The organism is Pseudomonas sp. SMN11 (assembly GCF_052041945.1).
GTDB lineage: Bacteria > Pseudomonadota > Gammaproteobacteria > Pseudomonadales > Pseudomonadaceae > Aquipseudomonas.
In genome coordinates, this window is record NZ_JBKGGW010000054.1 from 1 (window position 1) to 25,133 (window position 25,133).

The window sequence follows — 25,133 nt, forward strand, 5'->3', positions numbered from 1 at the left end:
CCCACCCCCCCCCCCCCCCCCCCCCCCCCCCCCCCCCCCCCCCCCCCCCCCCCCCCCCCCCCCCCCCCCCCCCCCCCCAAGTCCCTAGAATGACCTGCCCATGAATATCGACCTGCACGGATTCGGTCCGGCCATGATGGCCGGCACCCTGATGACCGTAAAACTGGCGCTCTGCGCCCTGCTGCTGGGGCTGGTCCTGGGCCTGCTCGGCGCCCTGGCCAAGACTTCCACGATCAAGCCGCTGCAATGGCTTGGCGGCTTCTACTCGACCCTGGTGCGCGGCGTGCCCGAGCTGCTCTGGGTCCTGCTCATCTACTTCGGCACCGTCGGCCTGATGAACAGCCTCGGCGAAGCCCTGAACATGCCCGGCCTTGAGCTCAGCGCCTTCGCGGCTGGCGTCATCGCCCTGGGCCTGTGCTTCGGCGCCTACGCCACCGAAGTGTTCCGTGGTGCGATCCTGGCGATCCCCAAGGGCCACCGCGAGGCCGGCCTGGCGCTGGGGTTGTCCCAAGGCCGCATCCTGTCGCGCATCATTCTGCCGCAGATGTGGCGCATCGCCCTGCCGGGCCTGGGCAACCTGTTCATGATCCTGATGAAGGACACCGCACTGGTGTCGGTGATCGGCCTTGAGGAAATCATGCGCCATGCGCAGATCGGCGTGACGGTCACGAAGGAGCCGTTCACCTTCTACATGGTCGCCGCCTGCATCTACCTGAGCCTGACCATCATCGCCATGACCGGCATGCACTTCATGGAAAAACGCGCCGCTCGCGGCTTTGCGAGGGCCGAATAAATGAATTGGGAAGTCATCTTCAAGTGGCTGCCACGCCTGGCCCAGGGTGCGACCCTGACCCTGGAGCTGGTGGCCATCGCCGTGGTTGCCGGATTGATCCTGGCCATCCCGCTCGGCATCGCCCGCTCCTCGCGCCACTGGTACGTGCGCGCCGTGCCGTTCAGCTACATCTTCTTCTTCCGTGGCACGCCACTGCTGGTGCAGCTGTTCCTGGTGTATTACGGCCTGGCGCAGTTCGACGCGGTGCGCTCCAGCTCGCTGTGGCCGTACCTGCGCGATCCGTTCTGGTGCACGGTGCTGACCATGACCCTGCACACCGCCGCCTACATCGCCGAGATCCTGCGGGGCGCGCTGCAATCGATCCCCAAGGGTGAGATCGAAGCCGCACGGGCGCTGGGCATGTCGCGGGGCAAGACGCTGTTCTACATCATGCTGCCACGTGCCGCGCGCATCGGCCTGCCGGCCTACAGCAACGAAGTGATCCTGATGCTCAAGGCCAGTGCCCTGGCCAGTACCGTGACCCTGCTGGAACTGACCGGCATGGCCCGTACCATCATTGCCCGGACCTACCTGCCGGTGGAGATCTTCTTCGCTGCCGGGGTGTTCTACCTGGTGATCTCTTTCGTGCTGGTGCAAGGTTTCAAACTGCTGGAGCGCTGGTTGCGCGTGGACGCCTGCCAGGGCCGTTGAAACTCTCACTGCCATCTTCGCGGGCACGCCCGCTCCCACAGGTACAGCGCCATTCTTGAGGTTGGCGCTATACCTGTGGGAGCGGGCGTGCCCGCGAAGAGGCCCTCAAAACAACTACACATCTCAAGCCACACCCATGTCCACCTACCTCCACAGCCACCACCTGAACGACCGCTTCCAGGCTCTCGACCAGTTCCTGACCGAGCACCAACCGCTGTGGAAACCCCGGCCCTTCACTTCCCTGCGCCTGGACTGGGAAAGCAGATACCCCGAACTCGCCGCCCACCTGCGCCAGTGCACCCTGGCCGACGCTGAAGCCGACATCAACCCACAAGGCCTGCCCGCCCCATTCCCGCAACTGGCGGCGCAAGCCCAGCAACTGTCAGCCCTCGGCGAGCTCCCCGACACTGGCCTGCCCACCGCCGGCCACCGTCTCGACGTCGCCGTACCCGGCCGCAAATGGCAGCAGATCGAAGCCTTCAGCCGCCGCCTGGGCTTTCGCGAACACACACGCCACTGGCTCGACTGGTGCTCCGGCAAAGGCCACCTCGGCCGCCGCCTGCTGCAACCCGGCCAGCAACTCACCTGCCTGGAATACAACCCCGAGCTGGTCGCCGCCGGCCAGGCCCTGAGCGATCACCATCACCTGCCCGCGACTCACGTCCACCAGGATGTGATGGCTGCCGGTAGCACCCAGCACCTGAACCACGAGAAAAGCGTGGTCGCCTTGCACGCCTGCGGCGACCTGCACGTGCACCTGCTGCGCCAGGCCAGCCAACAAGGCTGCCGCCATCTGGCCGTGGCACCTTGCTGCTACAACCGCATTTCGAGCGAGCACTATCAGCCGTTATCCACAGCCGCACAGAACTCAACGCTGCAGCTGAACATGATCGACCTGGGCCTGCCGCTGAGCGAAGCGGTCACCGCCAGCGCCCGCCTTCGCCATCAACGCGATTGCTCCATGGCGCGGCGTCTGGGCTTCGACCTGCTGCAGCGCGAACAGCGCCAGTGCGACGAATACTTGCCCACTCCTTCCCTGCCGGTCGCCTGGCTGGGCAAGCCGTTCGATGAGTACTGCCGTGAGCTGGCCGACCTGCGCAAGGTCGATCTGAGTGGGAACCCGGAGTGGGTCGCGCTGGAGGCAGCCGGCTGGCGGCGCCTGGCCGAGGTGCGCAACCTCGAACGCCTGCGCAACCTGTTCCGCCGCCCGCTGGAGCTATGGCTGGTGCTCGACCGCGCCCTGTTCCTCGAAGAACAAGGCTACGACGTTCGTTTGGGCACTTTCTGCGACTACCCGCTCACCCCACGCAACCTGTTGCTACTGGCAGAACGTGACCGTTAGCCGCAGCACAGCCTGTGGATAAGTCTGTGAACAAGCTTTTGATGAGTGGATGGCGCCGAGCGCTATTTCAAGCGTTTTGCTTATTCCCGCATGGGCGTCAAGCCCAGTAAAAACAGGAGTTTGCGCAAAGACCGGCGGTATGTAGAAGCGGCATGCCTTTCGCGCAAGCCCGCAATGCCTCTTGTGCATAAGCTCTCGTTGTGCATGCTGCTAAAGGCCAATTTTCGACTGCGCGCACTGTTTTTGTAGGAGCGGCCTTGTGTCGCGAAAGGGCTGCGAAGAAGCCCCCATGAATCTGCATCACAGCTGACATCCTGGGGCCGCTTTAGGCGGACAAATACGGGGTTTGGATCAAACTGCAGGGTGGATCGGGAATGAAGCCTTTAGTCTCAATTTCAGAAATCCCTCACAAAATCACCACGATCCCTGTGGGAGCGGGTTCACCCGCGAAGAGACCCGACGGTGTATCATCCGCCCCCTAATTCAGTAAAAAGCTACGTCGCACGCTGCCCGCCAGCCCTGCGACCGTCTGGCGTTGCGCCAGAATCGACAATGGACTAACGGACTACACCATCGTGACCCAAGCCAAACCCCTTGCCCTGCTGGCCTTCACCCTCACTCTGGGCGCCTGCAGCAACAGCCCTGCCTCGCACCCCGCCAGCAACCTGGACTGGAACACCCCCGGCATGCAGCTGGGCGGCGACAACGGCCTGCCCCTGCGCGTGGAAAGCCCGTGCCGCAAGCGCGGCTGCGACAACGACAAGCTGTTTTTCAACCCTGGCAGGACCGAGCCGAGCGTGAACACCATCCACCGCGGCTGGTAAGAAAATATCCTTTTGGACCGGTGACTTAGGCTATTTGCACGCTTTCGCAAGGAAGTGGTTTACAGGCGCTAACCGATCGTTATAATGACGCCCCATTGCCGGTATAGCTCAGATGGTAGAGCAACTGACTTGTAATCAGTAGGTCCCGGGTTCGATTCCTGGTGCCGGCACCATTCAAGGTTCCATAGAAAGCTTTCAAAATCTCTGGAACCCCCGAAAAACCCGCCTTCTGGCGGGTTTTTTCGTTTTGGCGTTCCGTCGGATTCCGAGGGTAGCCAGCGCTAATAAGGGTACTTTTAAGGATACCTACCAATTCGACATTGGAAAGTACCCTTATGGTTCGCACAACGGCTGCCATTACCTAGAACGCCTGCCGCACCATTTCAGTATCCATCGCATGCCTTGGCAGCCCTAAAACCCACCGTTTGGCGGGTTATTCGCTATGACGTTTTACCTACCACTCGCTCTGCCGCCTTGCGATAAGCCTGTTCCCGCTCGCGCTTATCCACAGCTACCACAAAAACCACAACCTCCTGATCGATCACCTGGTAGACCAATCGGTACCCGCTACTGCGCAGCTTGATCTTGTAGCAGTCCGGCAAGCTATGCAGCCGATTTGCCTCTACCCTCGGATTCAGCAGTACCGAGACGAGTTTTTTCTTGAGTTGCTGCCGGACCGTATCCCCCAGCTTTCGCCATTCCTTTAGCGCTCGCGCATCGAACTCAAGGCTATAGGTCATCCAGGGAAACCTTCACTCGCTGAGGGTCGGCAAGGCGCTCGCGAACGGTCGCCAGCAGCGCCTCATCCTCATCGGTCATGAGCACAGGTTTAAAAGGTAGCTGCCCGCGCTCGGCGACGTACTGCAATGCCTGACGCATGAGCTCGGAGGGCGTAACACCCAACCGCTCAAGCTCACGATAGGCTCGGATTTTGAGATCGTCGTCGATACGAACATTGATGGAGGCCATGATGGCTTGCTCACTGTAATGACAATGGTCTTTACAGTGGCGTAATTCCGGGCACCAGGCAAGTGGCTCAGGGGCACAAGCCGACGAAGGACAACACCGCCGCACGCCGATTGGAGTCCATAACTTGCTGCCTATCAGGCAGCTTTCTGCTCCGATGACTGGCTTTGCCTCCGTCGAACTGGGCATCAAGGGCGAACGGCTCGGCGCAGGACAGCAACCACCCGGCTGCACACACTTTGATTAGAGCGTTGGGGCGATGCAGCAGAGCTTGATTTCAATCAAACCTGTTAGGGGTGGTGGGCATGCGCCGGGGCGAACAGCAATCGCTGGGTGCGAGCCATGGCCAAGAAATTCCCTCAAAACCCGAGCCATCCTGACAAGCGCGGCACCCCCAGTGTAAAGGCGGCGGGCTTGCCGACGACGGACCGCGCCGTGCGACGAGTGGCGAAGATCGAGAATGAGCAGGTTGGCATAATGGCATCGCGATTTACCCGCCCATCCATTTATCCAATCCGCCGTTGTGAGCCCCTCTGCAATGAATGCCGAAATCCGTTACTCGATCATCTTGGAGCACAACGCTGAAGTGCTCCTTGCCAATGCCTCCATGGCGCAGGTCGAGGCATTCTGGGATGCCAACGACTCCCGTTACTTTGGCTTGCATATGGAAGACCCGTGCGACTCGCATGTGCGCGTCATGGTCACTGACGAAATGCCAGAGGACGAATAGGCTGCACTGTCGTTCAGAGAACCATGCCAGCAAGGGCGCCGTTAATCCTGTGGCAGCGCTTTAGCCGCGAAGCAGGAGACACGGTGGATGGCACCGGCTTTGCCGGTGTTCGCGGGCAAACCCGCTCCCACAGGGATCTCGTCAGCTTTTGGAAACTGAGCAAGACAGCCGCTCCAACAAATTGGGGACGCAAAGCGCCCCCAATTGATCAGAACGCGGTGCTGACCGTCAGCGACATGTTGCGTGGGTCACCGTAGATCGCCCCGGCATAGAACCCGTACTGGGTGTAGTAATGCTTGTCGAACAGGTTGTCGACATTCAGGCTCACCGTAGTGTCATCGGTCAGCTGATACTTGGCCATGGCATTCCAGATCGCATAACCGGACCAGTTCACATCGGTCGCCCCCGCACTCACCCCGTTCACTGGCTGCCCCGCCGGGCTGGAAATCGCGCGGATGTTGGTCTGTGCCTTCACCCCTGCGCCGATGGTCAGGCGGTCCAGCGGGCCGGACAGGCGATAGGTGGTCGAGGCCTTGAACAGGTGCGACGGGTCGCTGCGACCGTCGCTGTCGACGCGGCGGAAGTGCAGGTAGGTGTAGCCGGCATAGACGTTCCAATTCGGTGTCAGCGCACCGGCGATTTCCAGGTCGATACCGTCGGTTTCCTGGCCGGTACCGGCCTTGTAGGCATCACCGCCGGTCGGCGTGGTCAGGCCGTCGTCGAGCACCGCCTTGTTCTGCTGCTTGGTGCGGAAGTACGCCGCCGATGCGTTCAGGCGCCCGTCCAGCCATTCGCCCTTGATGCCGGTCTCGTAGCTCTGGCCGCGAATCGGCTCGACCTTGGTACCGCTTTCGGTCTCAGCCGTCTGCGGGTTGAAGATGTCGGTGTAGCTGGCATACAGCGAGTAAGTGTCGTTGAGGTCGTACACCGCGCCCAGGTACGGGGTGACGATGCCGTTGTTCTGCTGGTTGCTGCGCACGCCGGCGACACTGTTGGTGGTTGCCGAGTAATCGGTGGTGCGCACGCCGACGATGACCGACAGCGGGTCGGTAATGCTCAACCGGGTGGCGGCGTACATGCCCTGCAATCGAGTGGTGGTCTTGCTGTGGCGGCCGGTGCGCGAGGCAATCATGTCGTAGTCGCTGTCCACGCCGTGGTGCCAGTCGGTGAGCGGGAAGCCGTTGTTGGCGCGGAACTGGCAGCCCACCGAGGGTGCGCTGACGCGGTCATCGCTGACCATGGTGCAGCTGTATTCCGGCGACCAGGCCACGGTACGGCTGTCGTTGTAGCCGACCATCGCCTGGTGGGTGCGGCCGAACAGCTGGAACGGGCCGGACAGGTCGATCTGCGCGGACTGCTGGGTGGTGTCGCTGGAGCTGTGCAGGCCGTTGAGTACCGCGCCGTTGCCATCCTGGTCCCAGTAGCCGCCGTAGCTGCCACGGCCAGCCGAGTTGACCTTGGCCAAGCCACGGTGGTTGAGCACTTCGGCCGTGCTCTGGGCGGCCTTCAGGTCCAGGGTCCAGTCGTTGTCGAAGCGGTGCTCCAACGAGCCGAAGGCGGTGCGGGTGGTGTACTCGCCGAAGCTCCAGCTCGGCACCACGTTGGTGCTGCGCGGCAAGTCGGTCTTGCTGCCGTCCTTGTACCAGATCGGGATGTTGGCGCCCCAGCCGCCACCCACCACCTTGTTGTATTCGTATTGGTAGCCGGCGCCAATCGTGGTGGCATCGTCGATGTCGAATGCGAAGTTGGCCAGGGCTGCGCGCGCGCGTTCGGACTGGTTATCCCGGAACGAGTTGGCGTCGCCCTGGGTCATCACGAAGCGCGAACGCAGGCGTCCGTCTTCTGACAGCGGCAGGTTGAGGTCGGCGCCCAGGCGGCGTTTGTCCCAGCTGCCGTAGGTGGCGTAGGCGCTACCGCCGAAGGTTTTGGTCGGCGCCTTGCGGATCATGTTGACCGTGGCCGACGGGTCACCGGTGCCTCCGAGCAGGCCGTTGGCACCGCGGACGATGTCGATGCGCTCGTACAGGTCCATGTTCAGCGCATTGCCGCCACCACTGAAGTCAGAACCGCCCTGGAACTGCAGGCCGTCGACCTTCCAGTTGCTGATTGAATAACCCCGGGCGCGAAAGTCGGTGCGCCCACCCACTTCCGACTTGGTGGCGCTCACGCCGGGTGTGGTGTCCAGTGCCTGCTCGATGGAATGCACATCGCGGTCGTCCATCTGCTGGCGAGTGATGGTGGTGACCGTCTGCGGCGTCTGCCGCGGGGTCAATTTCAAACCAGTAGAGCTGCGCGTGCTTTCCACCGTATAGCCGAGCTGGCCGGTTTCATCTGCGGACACCAGCGCACTGTCGTCGATCTGGGTGGCATCCAGCTCCAAAGGCTGGCTTTCGGCAGCCATGGCGCTGCCACTGATGGCGACGGCAACAAAGAAGGCAAGCGGGTGCGGGCGGCTACCGCCCCGGACAGCTGGAGTGAAGTCGTTCATGGCGCTCTTGTGATTCATTTGGGAAGGCTTCGTATTCGCAGATGATTTTTTGTTACGATTCTAGGGATCCGCCCTTTGGGCTCCATACCCGGCTTGTACGGGGATGTAATCGAACGTAACGAGCGCTGCCAGGCCTCCCCGCACAGGTGTTTTTCCCGATGAGCACAACCTTGCTGGTTGTCGACGATGACGACGAGATCCGCGAACTTCTCTGCGATTACCTTACTGATGCCGGCTATACCGTTTTGGCGGCCGCCGACGGCGATGGCATGCGCGAGCAACTGGCCGCGAGCAAGGTCGACCTGGTGGTGCTCGACCTGATGCTGCCTGGCGAAGATGGCTTGAGCCTGTGCCGTCAGTTGCAAGCAACACCGGGCCTGGCGGTGATCATGCTGTCGGCCAAAGGCAGCACGCTGGACCGCATCATCGGCCTGGAAGTGGGCGCTGACGACTACCTGGCCAAGCCCTTTGAACCGCGTGAGCTGATCGCCCGCATCAAGGCCGTGCTGCGCCGCCCGCAACGCCTGGACACCTCTGCCGAAGAGCCGGCCGCCGAAGCCCAGCGTTTCGCCGGCTTCAGCCTCGACCACGTCAAGCGCCTGCTGACCTGCCCCGACGGCACGACCCTCACCTTGCCCCGCTCTGATTACCGGGTGCTGCGTGAACTGCTGGAGGCCAACAACCGCGTGGTCTCCCGGGATCAGCTGACACGCAGTGCGTTTGGCCGCGATCACCACCCCGACGATCGCTCGGTGGACATGTGTATCAGCCGCCTGCGCCAGCAACTGCGCCGTGCGCCGGCCAGCGACATTCAGATCCTGACCATCCGCAACGAAGGCTATCTGCTGAGCATCGCCCGGACCGAGGCCGACAGCTGACATGCGTTGGCTCCGTCGCCTGTGGCCACGCACGCTGTTTGGCCAGCTGCTGCTGATCATGGTCAGCGGCACGCTGGTGATCCAGTTGATGTCGAGCAGCATCTGGTTCGATGTGCGTTTCGCCCAGGTGCTCGAAGCACCGATCCGGCTCATGGCCGCACGCAGCGCCCCGCTGATTGCGCAGGCCGATTGCCACACGGAACACCTGCAGGTACCGGCGCACTATCAGTTGCGCTGCGCCGAGAGCGAACCTGCACAGCAGCAGGATCAGCCGCGCGGGCGCCGACGCGTAGAGCTGTTGCTGCAACAGGCGCTCAAGTACGAACTGGGCCACGCCCGGGAAGTGCGCCTGCTGAAGGTGCAGCTCACCGATGAAGTGGGCCAGCCGATCGTCTGGCGCAGCCTGTTCGGCCTGCGCACCGCCCAGGCGCATATCCAGTTCGCCGTGCCGTTGCCCGATGGCCATTGGCTGAGCATCGACGGCCAGGAGCTACAGGGCTGGAGCGGCGAGTCGGCGTGGGTGCTGATCAGCGACTACCTGCTGCGGGTCTATGCGCTGCGGATCGTCGCCGTGTTGCTGGTCTGCCTGATCGCAGTGCGCCTGTGCCTGCGCCCGTTGCGGCGCCTGGCCGATGCGGCGCGCGGGCTGGGCAGCAACCTCGAGCAGCCTCCGTTGGCCCTGGACGGCCCCGAGGAAGTACGCCAGGCCGCGTTGGCGTTCAACGCCATGCAGCAGCGCCTGATCAACATGGTCAACGACAAGGCCTACTTTCTGGCCGCCGTGTCACACGACCTGCGCACCCCGTTGACCCGCATGCGCCTGCGCCTAGAGCGGCTGCCGGATGGCGAGCAGCGCGAACGCCTGCGGCAGAACATCACCCAGATGGACAGCATGATCGGCCAGGTGCTCGACTACCTGCGTGCCGGCGAGCAGCAGAACCTCCAACTGGTCGATCTCGACCGCCTGGTGGCGCGGCTGTGCTCGGACCTGGCCAGCAGCGCCGAGCCCTTGCCTGTGCATGGCAAGGGCGGCAGCCTGCAAGTTGATGCCCTGTTGCTGCAACGCTGCCTGCAGAACCTGGTGGTCAATGCCCTGCGTTATGCCAGGCAGGTTTCGGTGACGCTGGAAGCCGCCATCACTGGCGTGTACATCCACATCGATGACCGTGGCCCCGGCATTGCGCCAGGCCTGCTGGCTACCATCACCGACCCGTTCGTGCGTGGCGAAGGGTCACGCAATCAGGCCTCCGGGGGTTATGGCCTGGGCCTGAGCATCGCCCAGCGCATCGCCAGCAGCCATGGCGGCGAATTGCTGCTGCACAATCGCGAGGGCGGCGGTTTGCGCGTCAGTGTATTGCTGCCCCGCTGATCCGGCCCCTCACATTCAGGTAATAGTCTTTTACCAAAACCCCAGGTTTTCCCGACCTGGGGTTTGCCTATCCTAGGCCGCGTCATCCAGCCTGCGATGGACCCATGAAAGATTCGCTCCCCAGCCGTTATGCCTGCCTGGCCCTGTGCCTGCTGTTCACCTTCGCCAGCATTCCGTTCCTTGCCCTGCACAGTTGGCTCTGGCCGCTGACGGTGGTTACCGCCCTGCTCAGCCTGGTCGGCCTCAACGACCTGCGCCAGAGCCACCACGCGGTGCGCCGCAACTACCCGATCCTGGGCAACATCCGCTACCTGATCGAGACCATCCGCCCGGAAATCCGCCAGTACCTGATCGAAGGCGACGACGACAAGCTGCCGTTCTCCCGTTCGCAGCGTTCACTGGTGTATGCCCGGGCCAAGAACGAGAGCGCCGAGAAAGCCTTCGGCACGCTCAACGATGCCTACAAGCCCGGTTTCGAATTCATCAGCCATTCGATGCTGCCGGTCGCCACGCCCGACCCGGCGTCGTTCCGCATTTCCATTGGCGGGCCGCAATGTCGCCTGCCTTACTCCGCCTCGATCTTCAACATCTCGGCCATGAGCTTCGGAGCGCTCAGCGCCAATGCAATTGCCGCACTCAACCAAGGCGCACGCCTTGGCCGCTTTGCCCATGACACTGGCGAAGGCAGCATCAGCCCTTACCACCGCGAGCATGGCGGCGACCTGATCTGGGAAATCGGCAGTGGCTACTTCGGTTGCCGCAACGAAGACGGCCGTTTTGACGCGCAACGCTTCGCCGAGCAGGCGCGCAGCCCGCAGGTGAAGATGATCGAAATCAAGCTCAGCCAGGGCGCCAAGCCCGGCCACGGCGGGATTCTGCCGGCCCACAAGGTCAGCCCGGAAATCGCCGCCACCCGGGGCGTGCGCGTGGGCGAAGACTGTATCTCGCCAGCCGCGCACAGCGCATTCCGCACCCCGGTGGAGCTGCTGCACTTCGTCGCCAGCCTGCGCGAGCTGTCGGGCGGCAAACCGGTGGGCTTCAAGTTCTGCCTGGGCCACCCGTGGGAGTTCATGGGCATCGCCAAGGCCATGCTGGTCACCGGCATCACCCCGGACTTCATCGTCGTCGATGGCAAGGAAGGCGGTACCGGCGCAGCGCCTCGGGAGTTCAGCGACAACATGGGCGTGCCGATGCGTGAAGGCCTGATGTTCGTGCACAACACCTTGGTCGGCCTGAACCTGCGCTCGAGCATTCGCATCGGCGCGGCAGGCAAGATCGTCAGCGCCTTCGATATCGCCAGCGTGCTGGCCATCGGTGCCGACTGGGTCAACTCCGCTCGCGGCTTCATGTTCGCCATCGGCTGCATCCAGTCGCGGAGCTGCCACACCAACAAGTGCCCGACCGGTGTCGCCACCCAGGACCCGCTGCGCCAGCGTGCGCTGGTGGTGCCCGACAAGGCCGAGCGGGTGGCCAGCTTCCATCGCAACACCCTGCATGCCCTGGCCGAAATGCTTGCGGCCGCAGGCCTGGAGCACCCCTCGGAACTCAAGCCCAAGCACCTGGCGCGGCGCATCAGCACCAGCGAGATCAGCCTGTTTTCCGACCTGCACCAATTCCTCAAACCGGGCGAATTGCTCAGCGGCTCGATTGAAAGCGAGTTCTATGCACGGATGTGGCGGATGGCACGCAGTGACAGCTTTGCACCGGAGACGGGGGATGTTGCGGTCGCACCGGCAGCGGCCAGTGTGCGCCGCAAAGAAACAGCCCCGGCATAGGCCGGGGCTGCTTGAGACGCTCGGTCAGGATCAGAAGATGCTGATCGGGTACTCGACGAATACGCGGACTTCGTTGCCGTCGTCGTTGTAGCCGTTCTGCTGTACCGCGTTGTTGGTACGCAGCCAGGAACCACGCAGCTTGACCGACAGGTCCTTGGCCGGGCCGTCCTGAACGACGTAGCGCAGCTGGTTGAAGATTTCGCGCTCTTTACCTTCGCCGAAGCCGTGGGTGTTGATGTTGTCACCCGCCACGTAGGCGATCTTGTAGGTCAGGCCCGGCATGCCGAAGGCGCCGAAGTCCAGGCCGTAGGCGAGCTGCCAGGAGCGCTCGTCTTCGGCGTTGAAGTCGGACCAGTAGGAGTTGGCCAGGTAGATGGTCGAACCACCGTCACCCACGCCGCCACGGTCCTGGTACCAGCCGTAGTTGTAGCCGGTGCTGCCGGTGCTGCGCTGGTGCGCCAAGGTCACCGAGTGCGGGCCGAAGGCGTAGGTGGCCGCCAGGCTCCAGATGGTGTTTTCGTCACCGGTCAGCTCGGCTTTCTGGACGTACTTGCTGTTGATGTCCGACTTATAGCCGTTGAAGTCCAGGGTCAGGGACTGGTCTGCCGCGATCGGGAAGACGTAGTTCATGCCCAGGTAGTGCTTCTTCATCACGTCTTCAATGTTCGACGTGTAGGCAGAGGCAGTGAAGTTGTCGGTGAACTTGTAGCTACCACCGAACACATCGATCGATTTCAGGTGGCCACTGTCGCGACCCTCGGCGCTCTTGCGCGCTTCCTCGGTGAAGTGACCGGCGTTCAGCTCCAGGCCTTCGATCTCCTTGGAGGTGATGAAGGTACCGGTGTAGCTCTCGGGCAGCAGGCGGCTGTCGTCGTATTGGAGCACCGGCAGCTCAGGCATCATGTCGCCGTACTTGAGCACAGTGTTGGAGACGCGGAACTTGATGGCAGCGCCACCGCGAGCCAGGTTGTGCGGCGAGTTCTTCGGGTCGGTGTCGCTGGCCTTGAAGAAGTCGATGCCGGCAGCGCCATTGCGGCCTTTGCCGCCATCCAGGCGCATGGCGTACAGGCCGAAGGCGTCAACGCCCACGCCGACGGTGCCCTGGGTGAAACCGGAGGAGAATTTGCCGATGAACGCCTGGCCCCATTCGCTCTGGTCATTCTTGCCGTGCTTCTTGTCACGGTTGATGAACGCGTTGCGCAGCAGAACGTTGGCGTGGCTGTCCTCGAGGAAGCCCTTGCTGTCGGCCTGATCGTTGGCCTGGGCCTGGGTCGCGGCGATCATCGCCAGAGCGACCAGGCTGATCCTGGTTTTCAACATCTTGTTTTCCTTATTTCTAAATCAAAAACGCTTTGCACCATTACGCCAGGAACCAACGCCCCTTCGTAGGTTCGACGCTGTGCGGATCCGAACTGAAAAGCCCGCCGACAGTGGTGCGGCGGGCTTCAAGCAGCAGCATGGCCAGTCGTGGCCAGCAAGCGTTGGCCGAATCCTAGCTGCCTGTGATTACAAATGTCAAAAAGTCGTGAATTGCAGGTTGATATAACCAATTTCACTGCCATGACTGGTGCATTTCCATGCCCCTTGACGCAATCGGCAGTCATTTTGACTTCCGTGGGAATTTTCGGCATCAAACCGTGGAAAAGCGGCACTTACAAACTGATACATATGTAAAGACAAGCCTTTACAAATACCCGAGCAGCAGTAAATAGCAAGCATTACCATTCGCGCCTGTTTTTTCATTTACCTCAGCTCGGATGTTCCAATGCCCGCCCCCAATCGCCTGCCCTTCCTTGGCCTTGGCCTGTCACTGTTGATCAGCCCCAGCCTGGCCAGCGCCACCAGCACCACACTTCCCGAACTCTCGGTGACTGCCGAGAGCGAGCGCGAAAGAGACAACCCACAGGTCAAGGAGGTGAGCACTGCGACCCGTACGTCGACGCCCGTGCGCTATGTACCGCAAGCCATCGACACGGTGAAGACTTCCAACGTCATGGACTACGGCAGCAATACGCTGGGCAAGGCTCTGGAGGGCATTCCCAACGTCAGCAGCGGTGCCGATACGCGCTTCGACAGCATCCGTATCCGTGGTTTCGAGGCCAGCAACGACTTCTATCTGGACGGCATCCGCGACGACAGCCAGTACATTCGCGACCTGCACAACATCGAGCGTGTCGAAGTCCTCAAAGGGCCGGCAGCCGTGCTTTATGGCCGTGGCAGCCAGGGCGGCATCGTCAATCGGGTGAGCAAGGCGCCAGAGCAAGGACGGCGCTCGTCAATCGAAGCCCAGGGTGGCAGTGAAGACCTGCGCAGCCTGTATGCAGACCTCAGTGCCGACCCCAGCGACACCATCAGCCTGCGCCTGAACATGGGCAACCAGGACAACAACAGTTTCCGCGATGGCATCGACGGTAGCCGGCAACTGTTTGCGCCGTCGATGCGCTGGCAGCTTTCCCCCGACCTCAACTGGCTGGTGCAGTACGAATACAGCCGCTACAACCGCACGCCTGACCGTGGCATTCCCGGTGTCGACGGGCGGCCGGCGGATGTCGGCCGCAGCACCACCTATGGCGACACCCAGCGCGACTATATCGACGACCGCGCGCAATCGTTGCGCTCTCGCCTGAACTACCAGCTCAACGAAACCTGGCAATTGCGCCACACCCTTGGCCTGTTCAAGCTCGACAGCGACTTCGACAACACCTACCTGACCGGCTACAACGCCAGCAACCAGACCGTCACCCGCCAGCGCTGGCAACAGGACCTGACCACCCGCAATCTGTTCAACAACCTGGAAGCCGAAGGTGATTTCGCCACCCTCGGCCTTGAGCACAAGCTGTTGATCGGGCTGGAGTTCGGCAATCAGCGTCGGGACCCGACGCTGTACACCGCCGCGCCGGTCTCGGCCGGGGGCAGCCCGGTCCCCCCTTTGAATGTCTACAACCCTGACCGCAGCCTGCAGCACAATGGCCGCATGGTGGTGTCGAGCGACAACCACACCGTGGTCGACAGCCGCGGGCTCTACCTGCAGGACCAGATCCGCCTGAATGACCAATGGCAATTGCTGGCCGGGGTACGCTTCGACCAGTTCGAGGTAGAGACCACCAACAAGGTCCGCAACCTGTCCGAGAAACAGGACAGCAATACCACCAGCCCGCGCCTGGGCGTGGTCTACACCCCTTGGCGCGACCACTCCTTCTATGCGTCGTGGAGCAAGACATTCTCGCCCGTGGGCGGCGGCTTGATCGGCATTACCCCAGGCGCGCCGGGCAATAGCAACGACACCGGCCCGGAGCTGACCCGGCAGAAGGAAATCGGGGTGAAGAGCGACTGGCTGGACGAGCGCCTGAGCACCACCCTGGCCATATATGAACTGGAACTCTACAACCGCCGCACCCGTGACCCGAACAACCCGGAGATCACCTTGCTCAGCGGCCTCCAGCGCTCGCGCGGCATTGAACTGACCGCCACCGGCAATATCGGCGGCAATTGGTATGTACGCGGCGGCATTGGCTTGCAGGATGCGACCATCGTCAAGGACAACAATGGCCTGGAAGGTAATCGCATCAACGATGTGGCCAAACGCAACGGCAGCCTGTTCGTGACCTGGAAACCCGAACTGGGCTGGTATGCCGAGACCGGGCTGACACTGGTCGGCGAACGCTACGCCGACAACCAGAACACCACGGTATTGCCAGGCTACGGCCGCTGGGATGCGCTGGCAGGGTTCCGTACCCATGACTGGGATGTGCGGACAGCGCTGAGCAACATCACCGACAAGACCTACTATAGCTCGGCGACCAGTGCCGCGCAGATCCAGGTCGGCGACCCGCGCAGCCTGGTGGTGACCGGTACTTACCGTTTCTGATCAACCGTTTGCGCCTTGCACAAACGAAAACGCCACCGCAATTACGGTGGCGTTTTTCATGGGGCGGGCTCCTGCCCTGGTCAGTGCCAGACCCCCAGCAGCGCATCCAGCTCAGCATCGCTGATCAGCCCTTGAGGATAGCGGCCGTCAAGCAGACGTCGTGGGTCGGTCGTCCTGACCCGTTTGCCTCCATGGTGTTTCAACCACTGCGCCAGAATACTGAGCGATTGGTGATTCACTGCCGATGGGCGCAAAGCCGTCTCACTTGCTGCGTTCATGTCTACACGTACTCCCTGGGCCCGTGAGCGGCTAATTTACTTCGATATTGTTACAGAACGGTGTGCCCGGCCTGCCTGGGTAACTCTCTGAAAAACAATACAAAACGTATGCCATCCAACCCTCCGGATATCGTCCAGGCAAAAAAAAAGCCCGTCATCCGACGGGCTTCTTCGTTGGCCTGTATCAGCGCTTGACCGGTGCCGGCTGCTGCTGGGTCAGGCAGTGGATGTTGCCACCGCCGAGCAGCAGCTCACGGCCCGGGATCATCACCACTTCGTGGCCCGGGAAGACCTTGGCCAGAATCGCTCTGGCCTGGGCATCTGCCGGGTCATTGAAGCTCGGCGCAATGATGCCACCGTTGACGATCAGGAAGTTCACATACGAACCGGCCAGGCGCACCGACGGGTCGCGCTCTTGGCTACCGGCTACTTGATCGACACCTGCGCACTCTTCTTCAGTGGCGAACAGCGGGCCGGGGATCGGCATCTTGTGCACCACGAACTCGCGGCCTTTGGCATCACGGGTGTTCTTCAGCACCTCGTAGGCGGCGTGGCAACGGGCGTAGTTGGGGTCGTTGGAATCATCGGTCCAGGCCAGTAACACTTCGCCTGGGCTGACGTAACAGCAGAAGTTGTCGACGTGGCCGTCGGTTTCGTCGTTGTACAGGCCATCGGGCAACCAGACGATGGTTTCCACCGCCAGTTGCTCGCGCAGGATCTCTTCGATCTGCTCGCGGTTCAGGTGCGGGTTGCGGTTGCGGTTGAGCAGGCATTCTTCGGTGGTGATCAGGGTGCCTTCGCCATCGACGTGGATCGAACCGCCTTCAAGCACGAAGCCTTCGGTGTGGTAGCGCTGGCAGCGCTCCATTTCCAGCACCTTGGCCGCCAGTTCCTCATCGCGGTTCCATGGCGCATACAGGCCACCGTCGAAGCCGCCCCAGGCATTGAAGCCCCAGTCCACGCCGCGCACTTCACCGTGGTCGTTGATGACGAAGGTCGGGCCGGTGTCGCGCACCCAGGCGTCATCGTTGCTGATTTCCACCACACGAATGTTCGGCAGATCGAGCTGGCGACGGGCGTTTTCGTACTGAGCGGCGGAAACGGCCACCGTGACCGGCTCGAAGCGGGCGATTGCCTTGGCCAGGGTCACATGGGCCGCCTGCGCTGGCTTGCCGCCCAGGCGCCAGTTGTCCGATCGCTCCGGCCAGACCATCCAGACCTGGCTTTGCGGGGCCCATTCGGCGGGCATGTGGAAACCGTCGGCGCGGGGAGTGGAGTTTAGGGTCTTCATGGGTAACCTCTGCAAAGGCACTGGGCCGATGGTCGATGGATAGCAAGTGAATGTGACATTTTCGACGGTGCATCACGCCCGCCGCGATTGGCTAATTTATAACCGATACATATCGACTTTAGAAGCTTGAAAATCGATTAAATCGTAACTATTAGCTATTTTTTACCGATATAGATCGACAAGCGGCCAGCCAGGATCTATCGGGACTCGACCTTCGATATAATCGCTTGGCGCAGGCTGCATCAGCATGCCAAAAAGCCTCAAGATGAAACCTGTTTCATGTTTCTACTGGGGAAGCCGGGCTTGTGGCCGATAACCCGGTGCGAAGATGAAATCGACAGGTGGGCGCGTGCTGGCTCACCGCCAGCCGATCTAGGCTCAGGTTGCCAAGACGGCGGACGTAGAGCGGACCTTTCAAGGTCGGACCTTCAGCACACTGACCGAAGAATCTCCATGAACATCATAGCGACCGAGATACCCGACGTAGTCATCATCGAACCGAAGGTCTTCGGCGACAGCCGTGGCTTCTTCTTTGAAAGCTTCAATGCCCGCGAATTCAAGAAACAGACCGGGTTCGACGGCCACTTTGTCCAGGACAACCATTCTCGCTCCCAGCGCGGCGTGCTGCGCGGCCTGCATTACCAGATCGACAACCCTCAGGGTAAACTGGTGCGCGTGGTGCAGGGCGAAGTGCTGGACGTGGCCGTGGACATCCGCCGCAGCTCTCCGTACTTCGGCCGCTGGGTGGCCCGGCACCTTACCGCCACCGACCACATGCAGTTCTGGATCCCGCCGGGGTTCGCCCACGGTTTCCTGGTGCTGAGTGAAACGGCCGACTTCCTGTACAAGACCACCGACTACTACAACCCCAACGCCGAACGTTCGATCCGCTGGGATGACCCGCAGTTGGCCATCGACTGGGGCCTGAAAGAGCCTCCACAGCTGTCGGCAAAGGACCAGGCCGCCGTCTGGCTCAAAGATGCGGACCTGTTCCCATGAAGATCCTCGTCTGCGGGCACAACGGCCAGGTCGCCCAGGCCCTTCAGGCGCAACTGGCCGGCCTCGGCGAGTTGCATGTACTGGGCCGCGACCAGCTCGACCTGGCCCGCCCCGAAGCGCTGCGCGAACCGCTGCGCCAGCTGGCCCCGCAGCTGATCATCAACGCCGCCGCCCATACCGCGGTGGACCAGGCCGAAACCGAACCGGACCTGGCCTTCGCGATCAACGCAGAAAGCCCGCGGGTTCTAGCCGAAGAGGCGGTGCGCCTGGGTGCGCCGCTGATCCACTACTCCACCGACTACGTGTTCGATGGCGAAAAGGCCCTGCCCTATACCGAGCTCGACCGCCCCAACCCGCTGGGTGTCTACGGCCGCAGCAAACTGGCCGGGGAGCAAGCCATCGCCGCAGTGGACGGTGAGCACCTGATTCTGCGCACCAGCTGGGTGTACTCGCTATACGGGCGCAATTTCCTGCTGACCATGCAACGCCTGCTGCAGGAAAAACCGCAGCTGCGCGTGGTCAACGACCAGATCGGCGCCCCCACCTGGGCCACGACCATCGCCGTCGCCACCCGGGCACTGATCGAGCGCTGGCAAGCCGGGCAGCGCGGCGCCTGGGGCACCTATCACCTGACCGCCCAGGGCGAAACCTCCTGGTTTGGCTTCGCCCAGGCCATCGGCGAACAACTCAAGGCACGTGGCCTGCCCTCTGCCGAGCTGCTGCCGATCCCATCCAGCGAATACCCGACCCCGGCGCGTCGCCCGGCCAACTCACGCCTGGACTGCTCGCGCCTGGCCCGTGAGTGGGACGTACACCTGCCGCACTGGCAGCAAGCGCTGATCGACTGCCTCAAGTAGCGCATAATTGCGCCAGACCCATCTGGCGCACTTACGCGATGATTGCAAAACCCACGTCCCCTCGCCGTCCCCGCTGGCGCAGCCTGGCCCTGCTGGCCCTGTGCCTGGCGCCACTGCTGTGGCCACTGCACCATCTGGCCGAACGCTACTACCAAGACGAACTGGCCTCGCAGAACCGCCAGACCCTCGACCTGTACGTCGCCAACCTGCTCGGCACCCTGCATCGCTACGAAACCCTGCCACAGATCCTCGGCGACCTGCCGGCACTGCGCGGCGTGCTGGCCGACCCGTTCCGCCTCGAGGCGGTCACCAACGCCAATCGCCTGCTCAAGGATATCGTCCAGCAGACCGGCGCCGAGGTGATGTACCTGATGGACGTCAGCGGCAACACCTTGGCCGCCTCCAACTGGGACAAGCAGGACAGCTTCGTCGGCCGCAACTTCTCATTCCGCCCTTACTTCAACGAGGCCATGGCCGGCCACCTGGGTCGCTTCTTCGGCCAGGGCACCACCTCGGCCAAACGCGGCTACTTCTTCGCGGCCGCCGTGCGCGACCGCGAGCGCATCGTTGGCGTGCTGGTGGTGAAGGTGGATCTGGACCACACCGAGACCCTCTGGGGCCGAACCCCGGAGCAACTGCTGCTGACCGACCACAACGGCGTGGTGATCCTCACTTCTCGCCCTGACTGGCGTTTTCGCGCCACCCGCGAGCTGACCGACGCCGAGCGCCAGGCGATCGTCGCCATCCAGCCCTACCCGACCCAGGCCCCGCAACCGCTGGTGCTGAACCAGGATGCCTGGCTCACCCAGACTCGCGACATAAAGGAAACCGGCTGGCAGGTCAGCATCCTCGCACCGCGCCTGCTGGTCGATCGCTCGGTGCAGACGGTAATGGCCATCGGCGCCGGCGCACTGCTGGTGCTGATGCTGTTCACCGGTCTGGTGATGCAGCGGCGCCGCCACTACATCGATCGCATCGACTTCGAGGCCCGTGGTCGCCAAGAGCTGGAAACCCGCGTGGCCGAGCGTACCGCCGCCCTCGAAGGCCTCAACAACCGGCTGAAAAGCGCCGTGCTCGAACGCGAGAACGCCCAGCAGGAGCTGGTGCGCGCCCAGGATGAACTGGTCCAGGCCGGCAAGCTGTCGGTGCTCGGCACCATGTCGGCGAGCATCAGCCACGAACTCAACCAACCCTTGGCGGCGATCCGCAGCTACGCCGAGAACGCTGAAATCCTGCTCGACCACCAGCGCACCGAGGACGCCCGCGGCAACCTCAAGCTGATTGGCGAACTGACCGGACGCATGGCCTCGATCATCGCCCACCTGCGCGCCTTTGCCCGTCGCGACCGCCACGCCCCGGAAAGCGTGGCCCTGCAACCGGCACTGGATGATGCCCTGGCGCTGTTGGCCAAGCGCCGTCGAGCGATGGCCGTGGAGCTGATCCGCGACCTGCCCGAGGCCACCCTGTGGGTGCAGGCCGGCGAAACCCGTCTGCGCCAGGTGCTTGGCAACCTGCTGGCCAACGCCCTCGACGCTCTGACGGAAAAGGCCAACCCGCGGCGCCTGTGGCTGAGTGCCGAAAAGCACGATGAATACGTCTACCTGTACATTCGCGACAATGGCCCGGGTTTCAGCCGCCAGGCCCTGGAGCACGCCAAGGAGCCGTTCTTCACCACCAAGACCCGCACTCAGGGCCTGGGCTTGGGCCTGGCCATCTGCGAAAGCCTGATGCGCACGCTGGGCGGTGAACTGCTGCTGGCCAACCACCCAGAAGGTGGCGCCCTGCTCACCCTGCAACTGCGTGTGGCTGCACCCGGTGCTACCTTGCCCACTTCGGAGGACTCCTCGGCATGACGACCGAGCCTTACATCGACAGCCAGGCCCAGGTGATTCTGGTCGACGACGACCCGCACCTGCGCCAGGCCCTGAGCCAGACCCTCGACCTGGCCGGGCTCAAGGTCGTTGCCCTGGCTGACGCCCAAGGCCTGGCCGAGCGCATCGAGCCCGACTGGCCCGGCGTGGTGGTCAGCGATATCCGCATGCCTGGCATCGACGGCCTGCAATTGCTGGAGCAGTTGCACGGCCGCGACAGCGAACTGCCGGTGCTGCTGATTACCGGCCACGGCGATGTACCGCTGGCGGTGCAGGCCATGCGCGCGGGCGCCTACGACTTCCTGGAAAAACCCTTCGCCAGCGACGCCCTGCTCGACAGCGTGCGCCGCGCCCTGGCCCTGCGCCGCCTGGTGCTGGACAACCGCAGCCTGCGCCTGGCCCTGAGCGACCGTCAGCAACTGGCCACCCGGCTGGTTGGTCACTCACCGTCGATGCAACGCCTGCGTGAGCAGATCGGCGCCCTGGCAGGCACCCGTGCTGATGTCCTGATCCTCGGTGAAACCGGTGCCGGCAAAGAGGTGGTCGCCCGCGCCCTGCACGACCTGTCCAGCCGCCGCGAGGGGCCGTTCGTGGCAATCAACGCCGGAGCCCTGGCCGAGTCGGTAGTCGAAAGCGAGCTGTTCGGCCACGAACCGGGCGCTTTCACCGGTGCGCAGAAGCGCCGCATCGGCAAGTTCGAGTTTGCCAACGGCGGCACGCTGTTCCTCGACGAGATCGAGAGCATGAGCCTGGACGTGCAGGTGAAGCTGCTGCGCCTGCTGCAGGAGCGGGTGGTCGAGCGCCTCGGTGGCAATCAGCTCATCCCGCTGGATATCCGCATCATCGCGGCCACCAAGGAAGACCTGCGTACCTCCGCCGACCAGGGCCGCTTCCGCGCCGACCTCTACTACCGCCTGAACGTGGCGCCGCTGCGCATCCCTCCATTGCGCGAACGCGGGGACGACATCCTGGTGCTGTTCCAGCACTTCGCCGATGCCGCCAGCCAGCGCCATGGCCTGCCACCTCACAGCCTGCAACCGGCCCAGCGGGCCATGCTGTTGCGCCATGACTGGCCGGGCAACGTGCGCGAACTGCAGAACGCTGCCGAACGCTTTGCCCTGGGCCTGGAGCTGGCCCTCGATGGCCAGGCACCACCTGCTGCTCAAGCCGCGACGCCGATCTTGCTGGGCAATCTCAGCGACCAGGTCGAGCAGTTCGAGCGCTCACTGATCGCCGCCGAACTGGCCCAGCCCCACAGCTCCATGCGCAGCCTCGCCGAAGCCCTCGGCATCCCGCGCAAGACTCTGCACGACAAACTGCGCAAGCACGGCCTGCATTTCGAAGGCGGTAGCAGCGGCAGCGACGACCACGAGGAAAACCGCCCATGAGTTCCGATAGCCAATACCTGCAGTCCGTGCTGCACGGCGACATTCCGCTGACCCGTGAAATGGGCCTGGAAGTTGTCGATTGGCAAGCCCAGACCCTGCGCCTGCAACTGCCGCTGGCCGCCAACGTCAACCACAAGAGCACCATGTTCGGCGGCAGCCTGTACTGCGCCGCAGTGCTGGTGGGATGGGGCTGGCTGCACCTGCGCCTGCGCGAACTGGGCATCGATGATGGGCATATCGTCATCCAGGAGGGCCAGATCAACTACCCGCTGCCGGTGACCGGCGCGGCGGTGGCGCGTTGCACGGCGCCGGACGAAAAGGCCTGGGAACGGTTCCTGACGATGTACCAGCGCCATGGCCGGGCACGGCTGACGCTGGCGACCACCGTCAGCAACGTCGGCAGTGATGAGCCCGCCGTCAGCTTCAGCGGGCAGTACGTCCTGCACCGCTAACAAGGCTGGCACGATCCCTCTGTAGGAGCGGCCTTGTGTCGCGAAAGGGCCGCAAAGCGGCCCCGGCGATCCATGCGGCGTGGCTGAAATCCTAGGGCCGCTACGCGCCCCTTTCGCGACACAAGGCCGCTCCTACAAAAGCGCGCGCTAGCGCTTGAGTCAGATCAGGTCCAGAAATGCCTGGCGCCAGGCAGCTTTGGCAGGCAACGCCAGGAAGAACGGATTGAGCAGCGATTCACGCGCCGGGTAGCGGAACGGTTGGCCATCCACCTCAATTACCTCGCCCCCTGCACCTTCCAGTACACCCTGCGCCGCCGCCGTGTCCCATTGCGAAGTCGGCGCCAGGCGCGGGTAGCAGTCGGCGCTGCCCTCGGCCAGCAGGCAGAATTTCAGCGAGCTGCCGATATTCGCCAATTCAAGCTCACCCACAGCAGCACTCAGGCTTGCCAGCAGTGCCTCCTGTTGCGGGCTGGAATGGCGACGGCTGGCCACCACGGTGAACCGGCCACCGGCAGGCGGCGCATTGCGTACCTGAACGGGCAGTGCCTCGGCAGCCCCTTCAGAGCGCCAGGCGCCCAGGCCGCGGCCACCGAAATAGCAGCGCCCGTTGGTCGGCATCGACACCACACCAAACACCACCTCGCCGTTCTCGACCAGCGCAATGTTGACGGTGAATTCCTCGCTGCCAGCGATAAACTCCTTGGTCCCGTCGAGCGGATCGACCAGCCACCAGCGGCTCCAGCCCTGGCGCTCGGCCAGCGGGATATTGCAGTCTTCTTCAGAAAGCACCGGGATCTGCGGCGCCAGCGCCAGCAAGCCATCGGCAATGACCCGATGCGCCGCCAGGTCGGCGGCCGTTACCGGTGAATCGTCGGCCTTGTTCATCACCGCCACGTCGGCGCGCCAGAACGGCAGGATGGCGTCGCCGGCCAGCTGGGCGAGCTTGACCACTTCGTGCATCAGTTGCTGGTCGTTCATGCTTCGAGCAGCCCCCGCTGGATCAACAGGTCACGGGCCAGATATAGCGCCGCCAATGCGCGTCCCTCGGTGAACTGCGGGTGCATGGCCAGGGCCGAAAGCTCGCGCAGGTTGACCTTGTCGACCCGCATCGGCTCCGGCTCGTCACCCTCCAGGCGCTCCTCGTAAAGGTCACTGGCCAGTACCACCTGGATCTTCTGGCTCATGTAGCCAGGCGACAGCGACAGCTCGGTCAGGTGCTCCAGCTGGCGAGCGCCAAAGCCGGCTTCTTCCTTGAGCTCGCGGTCGGCGGCGGCCAGCACGTCCTCACCCGGCTCGATCAGGCCCTTGGGCAACGACAGCTCGTATTCGTCGGTGCCGCCGCAGTATTCCTCCACCAGCACAGCGTGCTCGGCATCGAGCATGGCCACGATCATCACTGCGCCGTAGCCGTTGCCACGGCCGACCAGGCGCTCATAGGTGCGCTCGGCGCCATTGCTGAAGCGCAACTGCACGGCCTCGACCCGGAACAGGCGGCTGCTGGCGACGATCTCGCGACTGAGGACGGTGGGTTTCTGGCGCATGGGGCGGCTCCTTGGCGTGAACGGGTTACTATACCGTGGCTAGCCGACTGATCGAGAGTTTCCCATGCCTGTTCTTCCCTGGTCTGCCATCGATACCGTCCTGCTGGACATGGACGGCACCCTGCTCGACCTGCACTACGACAACCGCTTCTGGCTCGACCACCTGCCCCAGCGCTACGCGGAGCTGCACGGGGTCAGCCGAGCCATGGCGGAAATGGAGCTGCAGCCGCTGTTCGAACGCAACGCCGGCACCCTCAACTGGTACTGCCTGGACTTCTGGAGCCGCGAGCTGAAACTGCCGATTCGCGAACTCAAGCGCGAAATCGCCGACCTGATCGCCTTGCGGCCCGATGCCGATACGTTCCTCGCCGCCATCCGCAAGGCGGGCAAGCGCGTGGTGATGATCACCAATGCCCACCGCGATTCACTGTCACTGAAGCTGGAGCGGGTCGAACTGGCTCCGTATTTCGAGCGGCTGATCAGTTCGCACGATTACGGCTACCCGAAGGAAAACCCGCAGTTCTGGAACGCCTTGAAGGCGGATATCGGCTTTGATCCGCAACGCAGCCTGTTCATCGATGACACCCTGGCCATCCTGCGCAGTGCGCGGCGATTTGGCGTGGGGCATCTGCTGGCAGTGCGCCAGCCGGACAGCATGGCGCAGCCACGCGATACCGAGGAGTTTGCGGCGGTCGAGGATTACCGGGAATTACTGGTAGGCCTGTAAGGGCCT

At 63.1% G+C, this 25,133-nt stretch carries 23 protein-coding genes and 1 tRNA gene; 16 read left to right on the plus strand and 8 right to left on the minus strand.

Annotated elements, in window-relative coordinates; genetic code table 11:
- Positions 1-100 precede the first annotated feature (100 nt).
- From ACLEJU_RS27230 to ACLEJU_RS27250, 5 genes are all read left to right on the plus strand, one after another.
- Entirely contained in the window at positions 101-793 is a 693-nt protein-coding gene (locus tag ACLEJU_RS27230; RefSeq protein WP_103448623.1) for an ABC transporter permease, read from the plus strand.
- Positions 794-1,483, plus strand: a complete 690-nt coding sequence (locus tag ACLEJU_RS27235; RefSeq protein WP_159412907.1) for an ABC transporter permease — start codon at positions 794-796, stop codon at positions 1,481-1,483.
- 136 nt (positions 1,484-1,619) lie between these two features.
- Positions 1,620-2,825, plus strand: a complete 1,206-nt coding sequence (locus ACLEJU_RS27240) for a methyltransferase (RefSeq protein ID WP_435425024.1) — start codon at positions 1,620-1,622, stop codon at positions 2,823-2,825.
- Between the two features lie 575 nt (positions 2,826-3,400).
- Complete coding sequence (locus ACLEJU_RS27245; RefSeq protein WP_435425025.1) at positions 3,401-3,649, plus strand: hypothetical protein; 249 nt, start codon at positions 3,401-3,403, stop codon at positions 3,647-3,649.
- 97 nt (positions 3,650-3,746) lie between these two features.
- Positions 3,747-3,822 (plus strand) — tRNA-Thr (locus ACLEJU_RS27250).
- 267 nt (positions 3,823-4,089) lie between these two features.
- Here the strand turns inward: ACLEJU_RS27250 and ACLEJU_RS27255 are convergent.
- Both ACLEJU_RS27255 and ACLEJU_RS27260 read right to left on the minus strand, forming a co-directional pair.
- A complete protein-coding gene (locus tag ACLEJU_RS27255) occupies positions 4,090-4,389 on the minus strand; it encodes a type II toxin-antitoxin system RelE family toxin (RefSeq protein WP_435425026.1) in 300 nt (99 codons plus the stop codon).
- A complete protein-coding gene (locus tag ACLEJU_RS27260; RefSeq protein ID WP_060478286.1) occupies positions 4,379-4,618 on the minus strand; it encodes a type II toxin-antitoxin system RelB/DinJ family antitoxin in 240 nt (79 codons plus the stop codon). The genes ACLEJU_RS27255 and ACLEJU_RS27260 overlap by 11 nt, the downstream gene beginning before the upstream one ends.
- A gap of 535 nt (positions 4,619-5,153) precedes the next feature.
- Between ACLEJU_RS27260 and ACLEJU_RS27265 the strand changes: the two genes are divergently transcribed.
- Positions 5,154-5,345 carry a hypothetical protein gene (locus ACLEJU_RS27265; RefSeq protein ID WP_435425027.1) on the plus strand — a complete coding sequence of 64 codons (192 nt, stop codon included), beginning with the start codon at positions 5,154-5,156 and terminating at the stop codon, positions 5,343-5,345.
- Positions 5,346-5,553: 208 nt separating this feature from the next.
- Here the strand turns inward: ACLEJU_RS27265 and ACLEJU_RS27270 are convergent, their stop codons facing one another.
- The gene (locus tag ACLEJU_RS27270; protein ID WP_440776761.1) at positions 5,554-7,833 is read right to left on the minus strand and encodes a TonB-dependent siderophore receptor; all 2,280 of its coding nucleotides are present in this window, start codon (positions 7,831-7,833) and stop codon (positions 5,554-5,556) included.
- Between the two features lie 158 nt (positions 7,834-7,991).
- Here ACLEJU_RS27270 and ACLEJU_RS27275 point away from each other — a divergent pair, with 158 nt between their 5' ends.
- From ACLEJU_RS27275 to ACLEJU_RS27285, 3 genes are all read left to right on the plus strand, one after another.
- Positions 7,992-8,711, plus strand: coding sequence for a response regulator (locus ACLEJU_RS27275; RefSeq protein ID WP_435425029.1), 720 nt, complete (start codon positions 7,992-7,994; stop codon positions 8,709-8,711).
- Between the two features lies 1 nt (position 8,712).
- Positions 8,713-10,080, plus strand: coding sequence for an ATP-binding protein (locus tag ACLEJU_RS27280; RefSeq protein ID WP_435425030.1), 1,368 nt, complete (start codon positions 8,713-8,715; stop codon positions 10,078-10,080).
- Between the two features lie 104 nt (positions 10,081-10,184).
- Positions 10,185-11,855 carry an FMN-binding glutamate synthase family protein gene (locus ACLEJU_RS27285; RefSeq protein ID WP_435425031.1) on the plus strand — a complete coding sequence of 557 codons (1,671 nt, stop codon included), beginning with the start codon at positions 10,185-10,187 and terminating at the stop codon, positions 11,853-11,855.
- A 30-nt stretch (positions 11,856-11,885) separates the two neighbouring features.
- Here the strand turns inward: ACLEJU_RS27285 and ACLEJU_RS27290 are convergent, their stop codons facing one another.
- The gene (locus ACLEJU_RS27290) at positions 11,886-13,175 is read right to left on the minus strand and encodes an OprD family porin (RefSeq protein WP_159412875.1); all 1,290 of its coding nucleotides are present in this window, start codon (positions 13,173-13,175) and stop codon (positions 11,886-11,888) included.
- Positions 13,176-13,620: 445 nt separating this feature from the next.
- On the opposite strand from ACLEJU_RS27290, the gene ACLEJU_RS27295 reads away from it, so the two are divergent.
- Positions 13,621-15,723 carry a TonB-dependent receptor gene (locus tag ACLEJU_RS27295; RefSeq protein ID WP_435425032.1) on the plus strand — a complete coding sequence of 701 codons (2,103 nt, stop codon included), beginning with the start codon at positions 13,621-13,623 and terminating at the stop codon, positions 15,721-15,723.
- Positions 15,724-15,803: 80 nt separating this feature from the next.
- Here ACLEJU_RS27295 and ACLEJU_RS27300 read toward each other — a convergent pair whose 3' ends face one another.
- Positions 15,804-16,001, minus strand: coding sequence for a hypothetical protein (locus ACLEJU_RS27300; protein WP_435425033.1), 198 nt, complete (start codon positions 15,999-16,001; stop codon positions 15,804-15,806).
- Positions 16,002-16,185: 184 nt separating this feature from the next.
- Positions 16,186-17,292 (minus strand): agmatine deiminase, encoded by a 1,107-nt coding sequence (aguA, locus tag ACLEJU_RS27305; protein ID WP_435425034.1) that lies wholly within the window; start codon positions 17,290-17,292, stop codon positions 16,186-16,188.
- 453 nt (positions 17,293-17,745) lie between these two features.
- On the opposite strand from aguA, the gene rfbC reads away from it, so the two are divergent.
- From rfbC to ACLEJU_RS27330, 5 genes are read left to right on the plus strand one after another with little or no spacing between them, the layout of a single operon-like run.
- Positions 17,746-18,291, plus strand: coding sequence for a dTDP-4-dehydrorhamnose 3,5-epimerase (rfbC, locus tag ACLEJU_RS27310; RefSeq protein WP_435425035.1), 546 nt, complete (start codon positions 17,746-17,748; stop codon positions 18,289-18,291).
- Positions 18,288-19,148 (plus strand): dTDP-4-dehydrorhamnose reductase, encoded by an 861-nt coding sequence (gene rfbD, locus ACLEJU_RS27315; RefSeq protein ID WP_435425036.1) that lies wholly within the window; start codon positions 18,288-18,290, stop codon positions 19,146-19,148. The genes rfbC and rfbD overlap by 4 nt, the downstream gene beginning before the upstream one ends.
- Before the next feature lie 38 nt (positions 19,149-19,186).
- Positions 19,187-21,001: a sensor histidine kinase gene (locus ACLEJU_RS27320; protein WP_435425037.1), complete on the plus strand. Its 1,815-nt coding sequence runs from the start codon at positions 19,187-19,189 to the stop codon at positions 20,999-21,001.
- Positions 20,998-22,407 carry a sigma-54-dependent transcriptional regulator gene (locus ACLEJU_RS27325; protein ID WP_435425038.1) on the plus strand — a complete coding sequence of 470 codons (1,410 nt, stop codon included), beginning with the start codon at positions 20,998-21,000 and terminating at the stop codon, positions 22,405-22,407. The genes ACLEJU_RS27320 and ACLEJU_RS27325 overlap by 4 nt, the downstream gene beginning before the upstream one ends.
- Entirely contained in the window at positions 22,404-22,859 is a 456-nt protein-coding gene (locus ACLEJU_RS27330) for a YiiD C-terminal domain-containing protein (protein WP_435425039.1), read from the plus strand. Before ACLEJU_RS27325 ends, ACLEJU_RS27330 begins: the two co-directional genes overlap by 4 nt.
- Positions 22,860-23,018: 159 nt before the next feature.
- Here the strand turns inward: ACLEJU_RS27330 and cysQ are convergent, their stop codons facing one another.
- Both cysQ and nudE read right to left on the minus strand, forming a co-directional pair.
- Positions 23,019-23,837 carry a 3'(2'),5'-bisphosphate nucleotidase CysQ gene (cysQ, locus tag ACLEJU_RS27335; RefSeq protein ID WP_435425040.1) on the minus strand — a complete coding sequence of 273 codons (819 nt, stop codon included), beginning with the start codon at positions 23,835-23,837 and terminating at the stop codon, positions 23,019-23,021.
- Positions 23,834-24,400, minus strand: a complete 567-nt coding sequence (nudE, locus tag ACLEJU_RS27340; protein ID WP_435425041.1) for an ADP compounds hydrolase NudE — start codon at positions 24,398-24,400, stop codon at positions 23,834-23,836. The genes cysQ and nudE overlap by 4 nt, the downstream gene beginning before the upstream one ends.
- Positions 24,401-24,464: 64 nt before the next feature.
- On the opposite strand from nudE, the gene yrfG reads away from it, so the two are divergent.
- A complete protein-coding gene (gene yrfG / locus ACLEJU_RS27345) occupies positions 24,465-25,127 on the plus strand; it encodes a GMP/IMP nucleotidase (protein ID WP_435425042.1) in 663 nt (220 codons plus the stop codon).
- The last annotated feature ends 6 nt before the right edge of the window (positions 25,128-25,133 follow it).

What these genes read in the sequence shown, in the direction of transcription:
- ACLEJU_RS27320 (WP_435425037.1), top strand. Translation starts at nt 19,187, where the DNA reads ATGATTGCAAAACCCACGTCCCCTCGCCGTCCCCGCTGGCGCAGCCTG.
- rfbC (WP_435425035.1), top strand. Translation starts at nt 17,746, where the DNA reads ATGAACATCATAGCGACCGAGATACCCGACGTAGTCATCATCGAACCG.
- aguA (WP_435425034.1), bottom strand. Translation starts at nt 17,292, where the DNA reads ATGAAGACCCTAAACTCCACTCCCCGCGCCGACGGTTTCCACATGCCC.
- ACLEJU_RS27255 (WP_435425026.1), bottom strand. Translation starts at nt 4,389, where the DNA reads ATGACCTATAGCCTTGAGTTCGATGCGCGAGCGCTAAAGGAATGGCGA.
- ACLEJU_RS27330 (WP_435425039.1), top strand. Translation starts at nt 22,404, where the DNA reads ATGAGTTCCGATAGCCAATACCTGCAGTCCGTGCTGCACGGCGACATT.
- ACLEJU_RS27290 (WP_159412875.1), bottom strand. Translation starts at nt 13,175, where the DNA reads ATGTTGAAAACCAGGATCAGCCTGGTCGCTCTGGCGATGATCGCCGCG.
- ACLEJU_RS27270 (WP_440776761.1), bottom strand. Translation starts at nt 7,833, where the DNA reads ATGAACGACTTCACTCCAGCTGTCCGGGGCGGTAGCCGCCCGCACCCG.
- ACLEJU_RS27260 (WP_060478286.1), bottom strand. Translation starts at nt 4,618, where the DNA reads ATGGCCTCCATCAATGTTCGTATCGACGACGATCTCAAAATCCGAGCC.
- rfbD (WP_435425036.1), top strand. Translation starts at nt 18,288, where the DNA reads ATGAAGATCCTCGTCTGCGGGCACAACGGCCAGGTCGCCCAGGCCCTT.
- ACLEJU_RS27235 (WP_159412907.1), top strand. Translation starts at nt 794, where the DNA reads ATGAATTGGGAAGTCATCTTCAAGTGGCTGCCACGCCTGGCCCAGGGT.
- ACLEJU_RS27280 (WP_435425030.1), top strand. Translation starts at nt 8,713, where the DNA reads ATGCGTTGGCTCCGTCGCCTGTGGCCACGCACGCTGTTTGGCCAGCTG.
- ACLEJU_RS27275 (WP_435425029.1), top strand. Translation starts at nt 7,992, where the DNA reads ATGAGCACAACCTTGCTGGTTGTCGACGATGACGACGAGATCCGCGAA.
- ACLEJU_RS27285 (WP_435425031.1), top strand. Translation starts at nt 10,185, where the DNA reads ATGAAAGATTCGCTCCCCAGCCGTTATGCCTGCCTGGCCCTGTGCCTG.
- ACLEJU_RS27300 (WP_435425033.1), bottom strand. Translation starts at nt 16,001, where the DNA reads ATGAACGCAGCAAGTGAGACGGCTTTGCGCCCATCGGCAGTGAATCAC.
- nudE (WP_435425041.1), bottom strand. Translation starts at nt 24,400, where the DNA reads ATGCGCCAGAAACCCACCGTCCTCAGTCGCGAGATCGTCGCCAGCAGC.
- ACLEJU_RS27230 (WP_103448623.1), top strand. Translation starts at nt 101, where the DNA reads ATGAATATCGACCTGCACGGATTCGGTCCGGCCATGATGGCCGGCACC.
- ACLEJU_RS27240 (WP_435425024.1), top strand. Translation starts at nt 1,620, where the DNA reads ATGTCCACCTACCTCCACAGCCACCACCTGAACGACCGCTTCCAGGCT.
- ACLEJU_RS27265 (WP_435425027.1), top strand. Translation starts at nt 5,154, where the DNA reads ATGAATGCCGAAATCCGTTACTCGATCATCTTGGAGCACAACGCTGAA.
- ACLEJU_RS27295 (WP_435425032.1), top strand. Translation starts at nt 13,621, where the DNA reads ATGCCCGCCCCCAATCGCCTGCCCTTCCTTGGCCTTGGCCTGTCACTG.
- yrfG (WP_435425042.1), top strand. Translation starts at nt 24,465, where the DNA reads ATGCCTGTTCTTCCCTGGTCTGCCATCGATACCGTCCTGCTGGACATG.
- ACLEJU_RS27325 (WP_435425038.1), top strand. Translation starts at nt 20,998, where the DNA reads ATGACGACCGAGCCTTACATCGACAGCCAGGCCCAGGTGATTCTGGTC.
- cysQ (WP_435425040.1), bottom strand. Translation starts at nt 23,837, where the DNA reads ATGAACGACCAGCAACTGATGCACGAAGTGGTCAAGCTCGCCCAGCTG.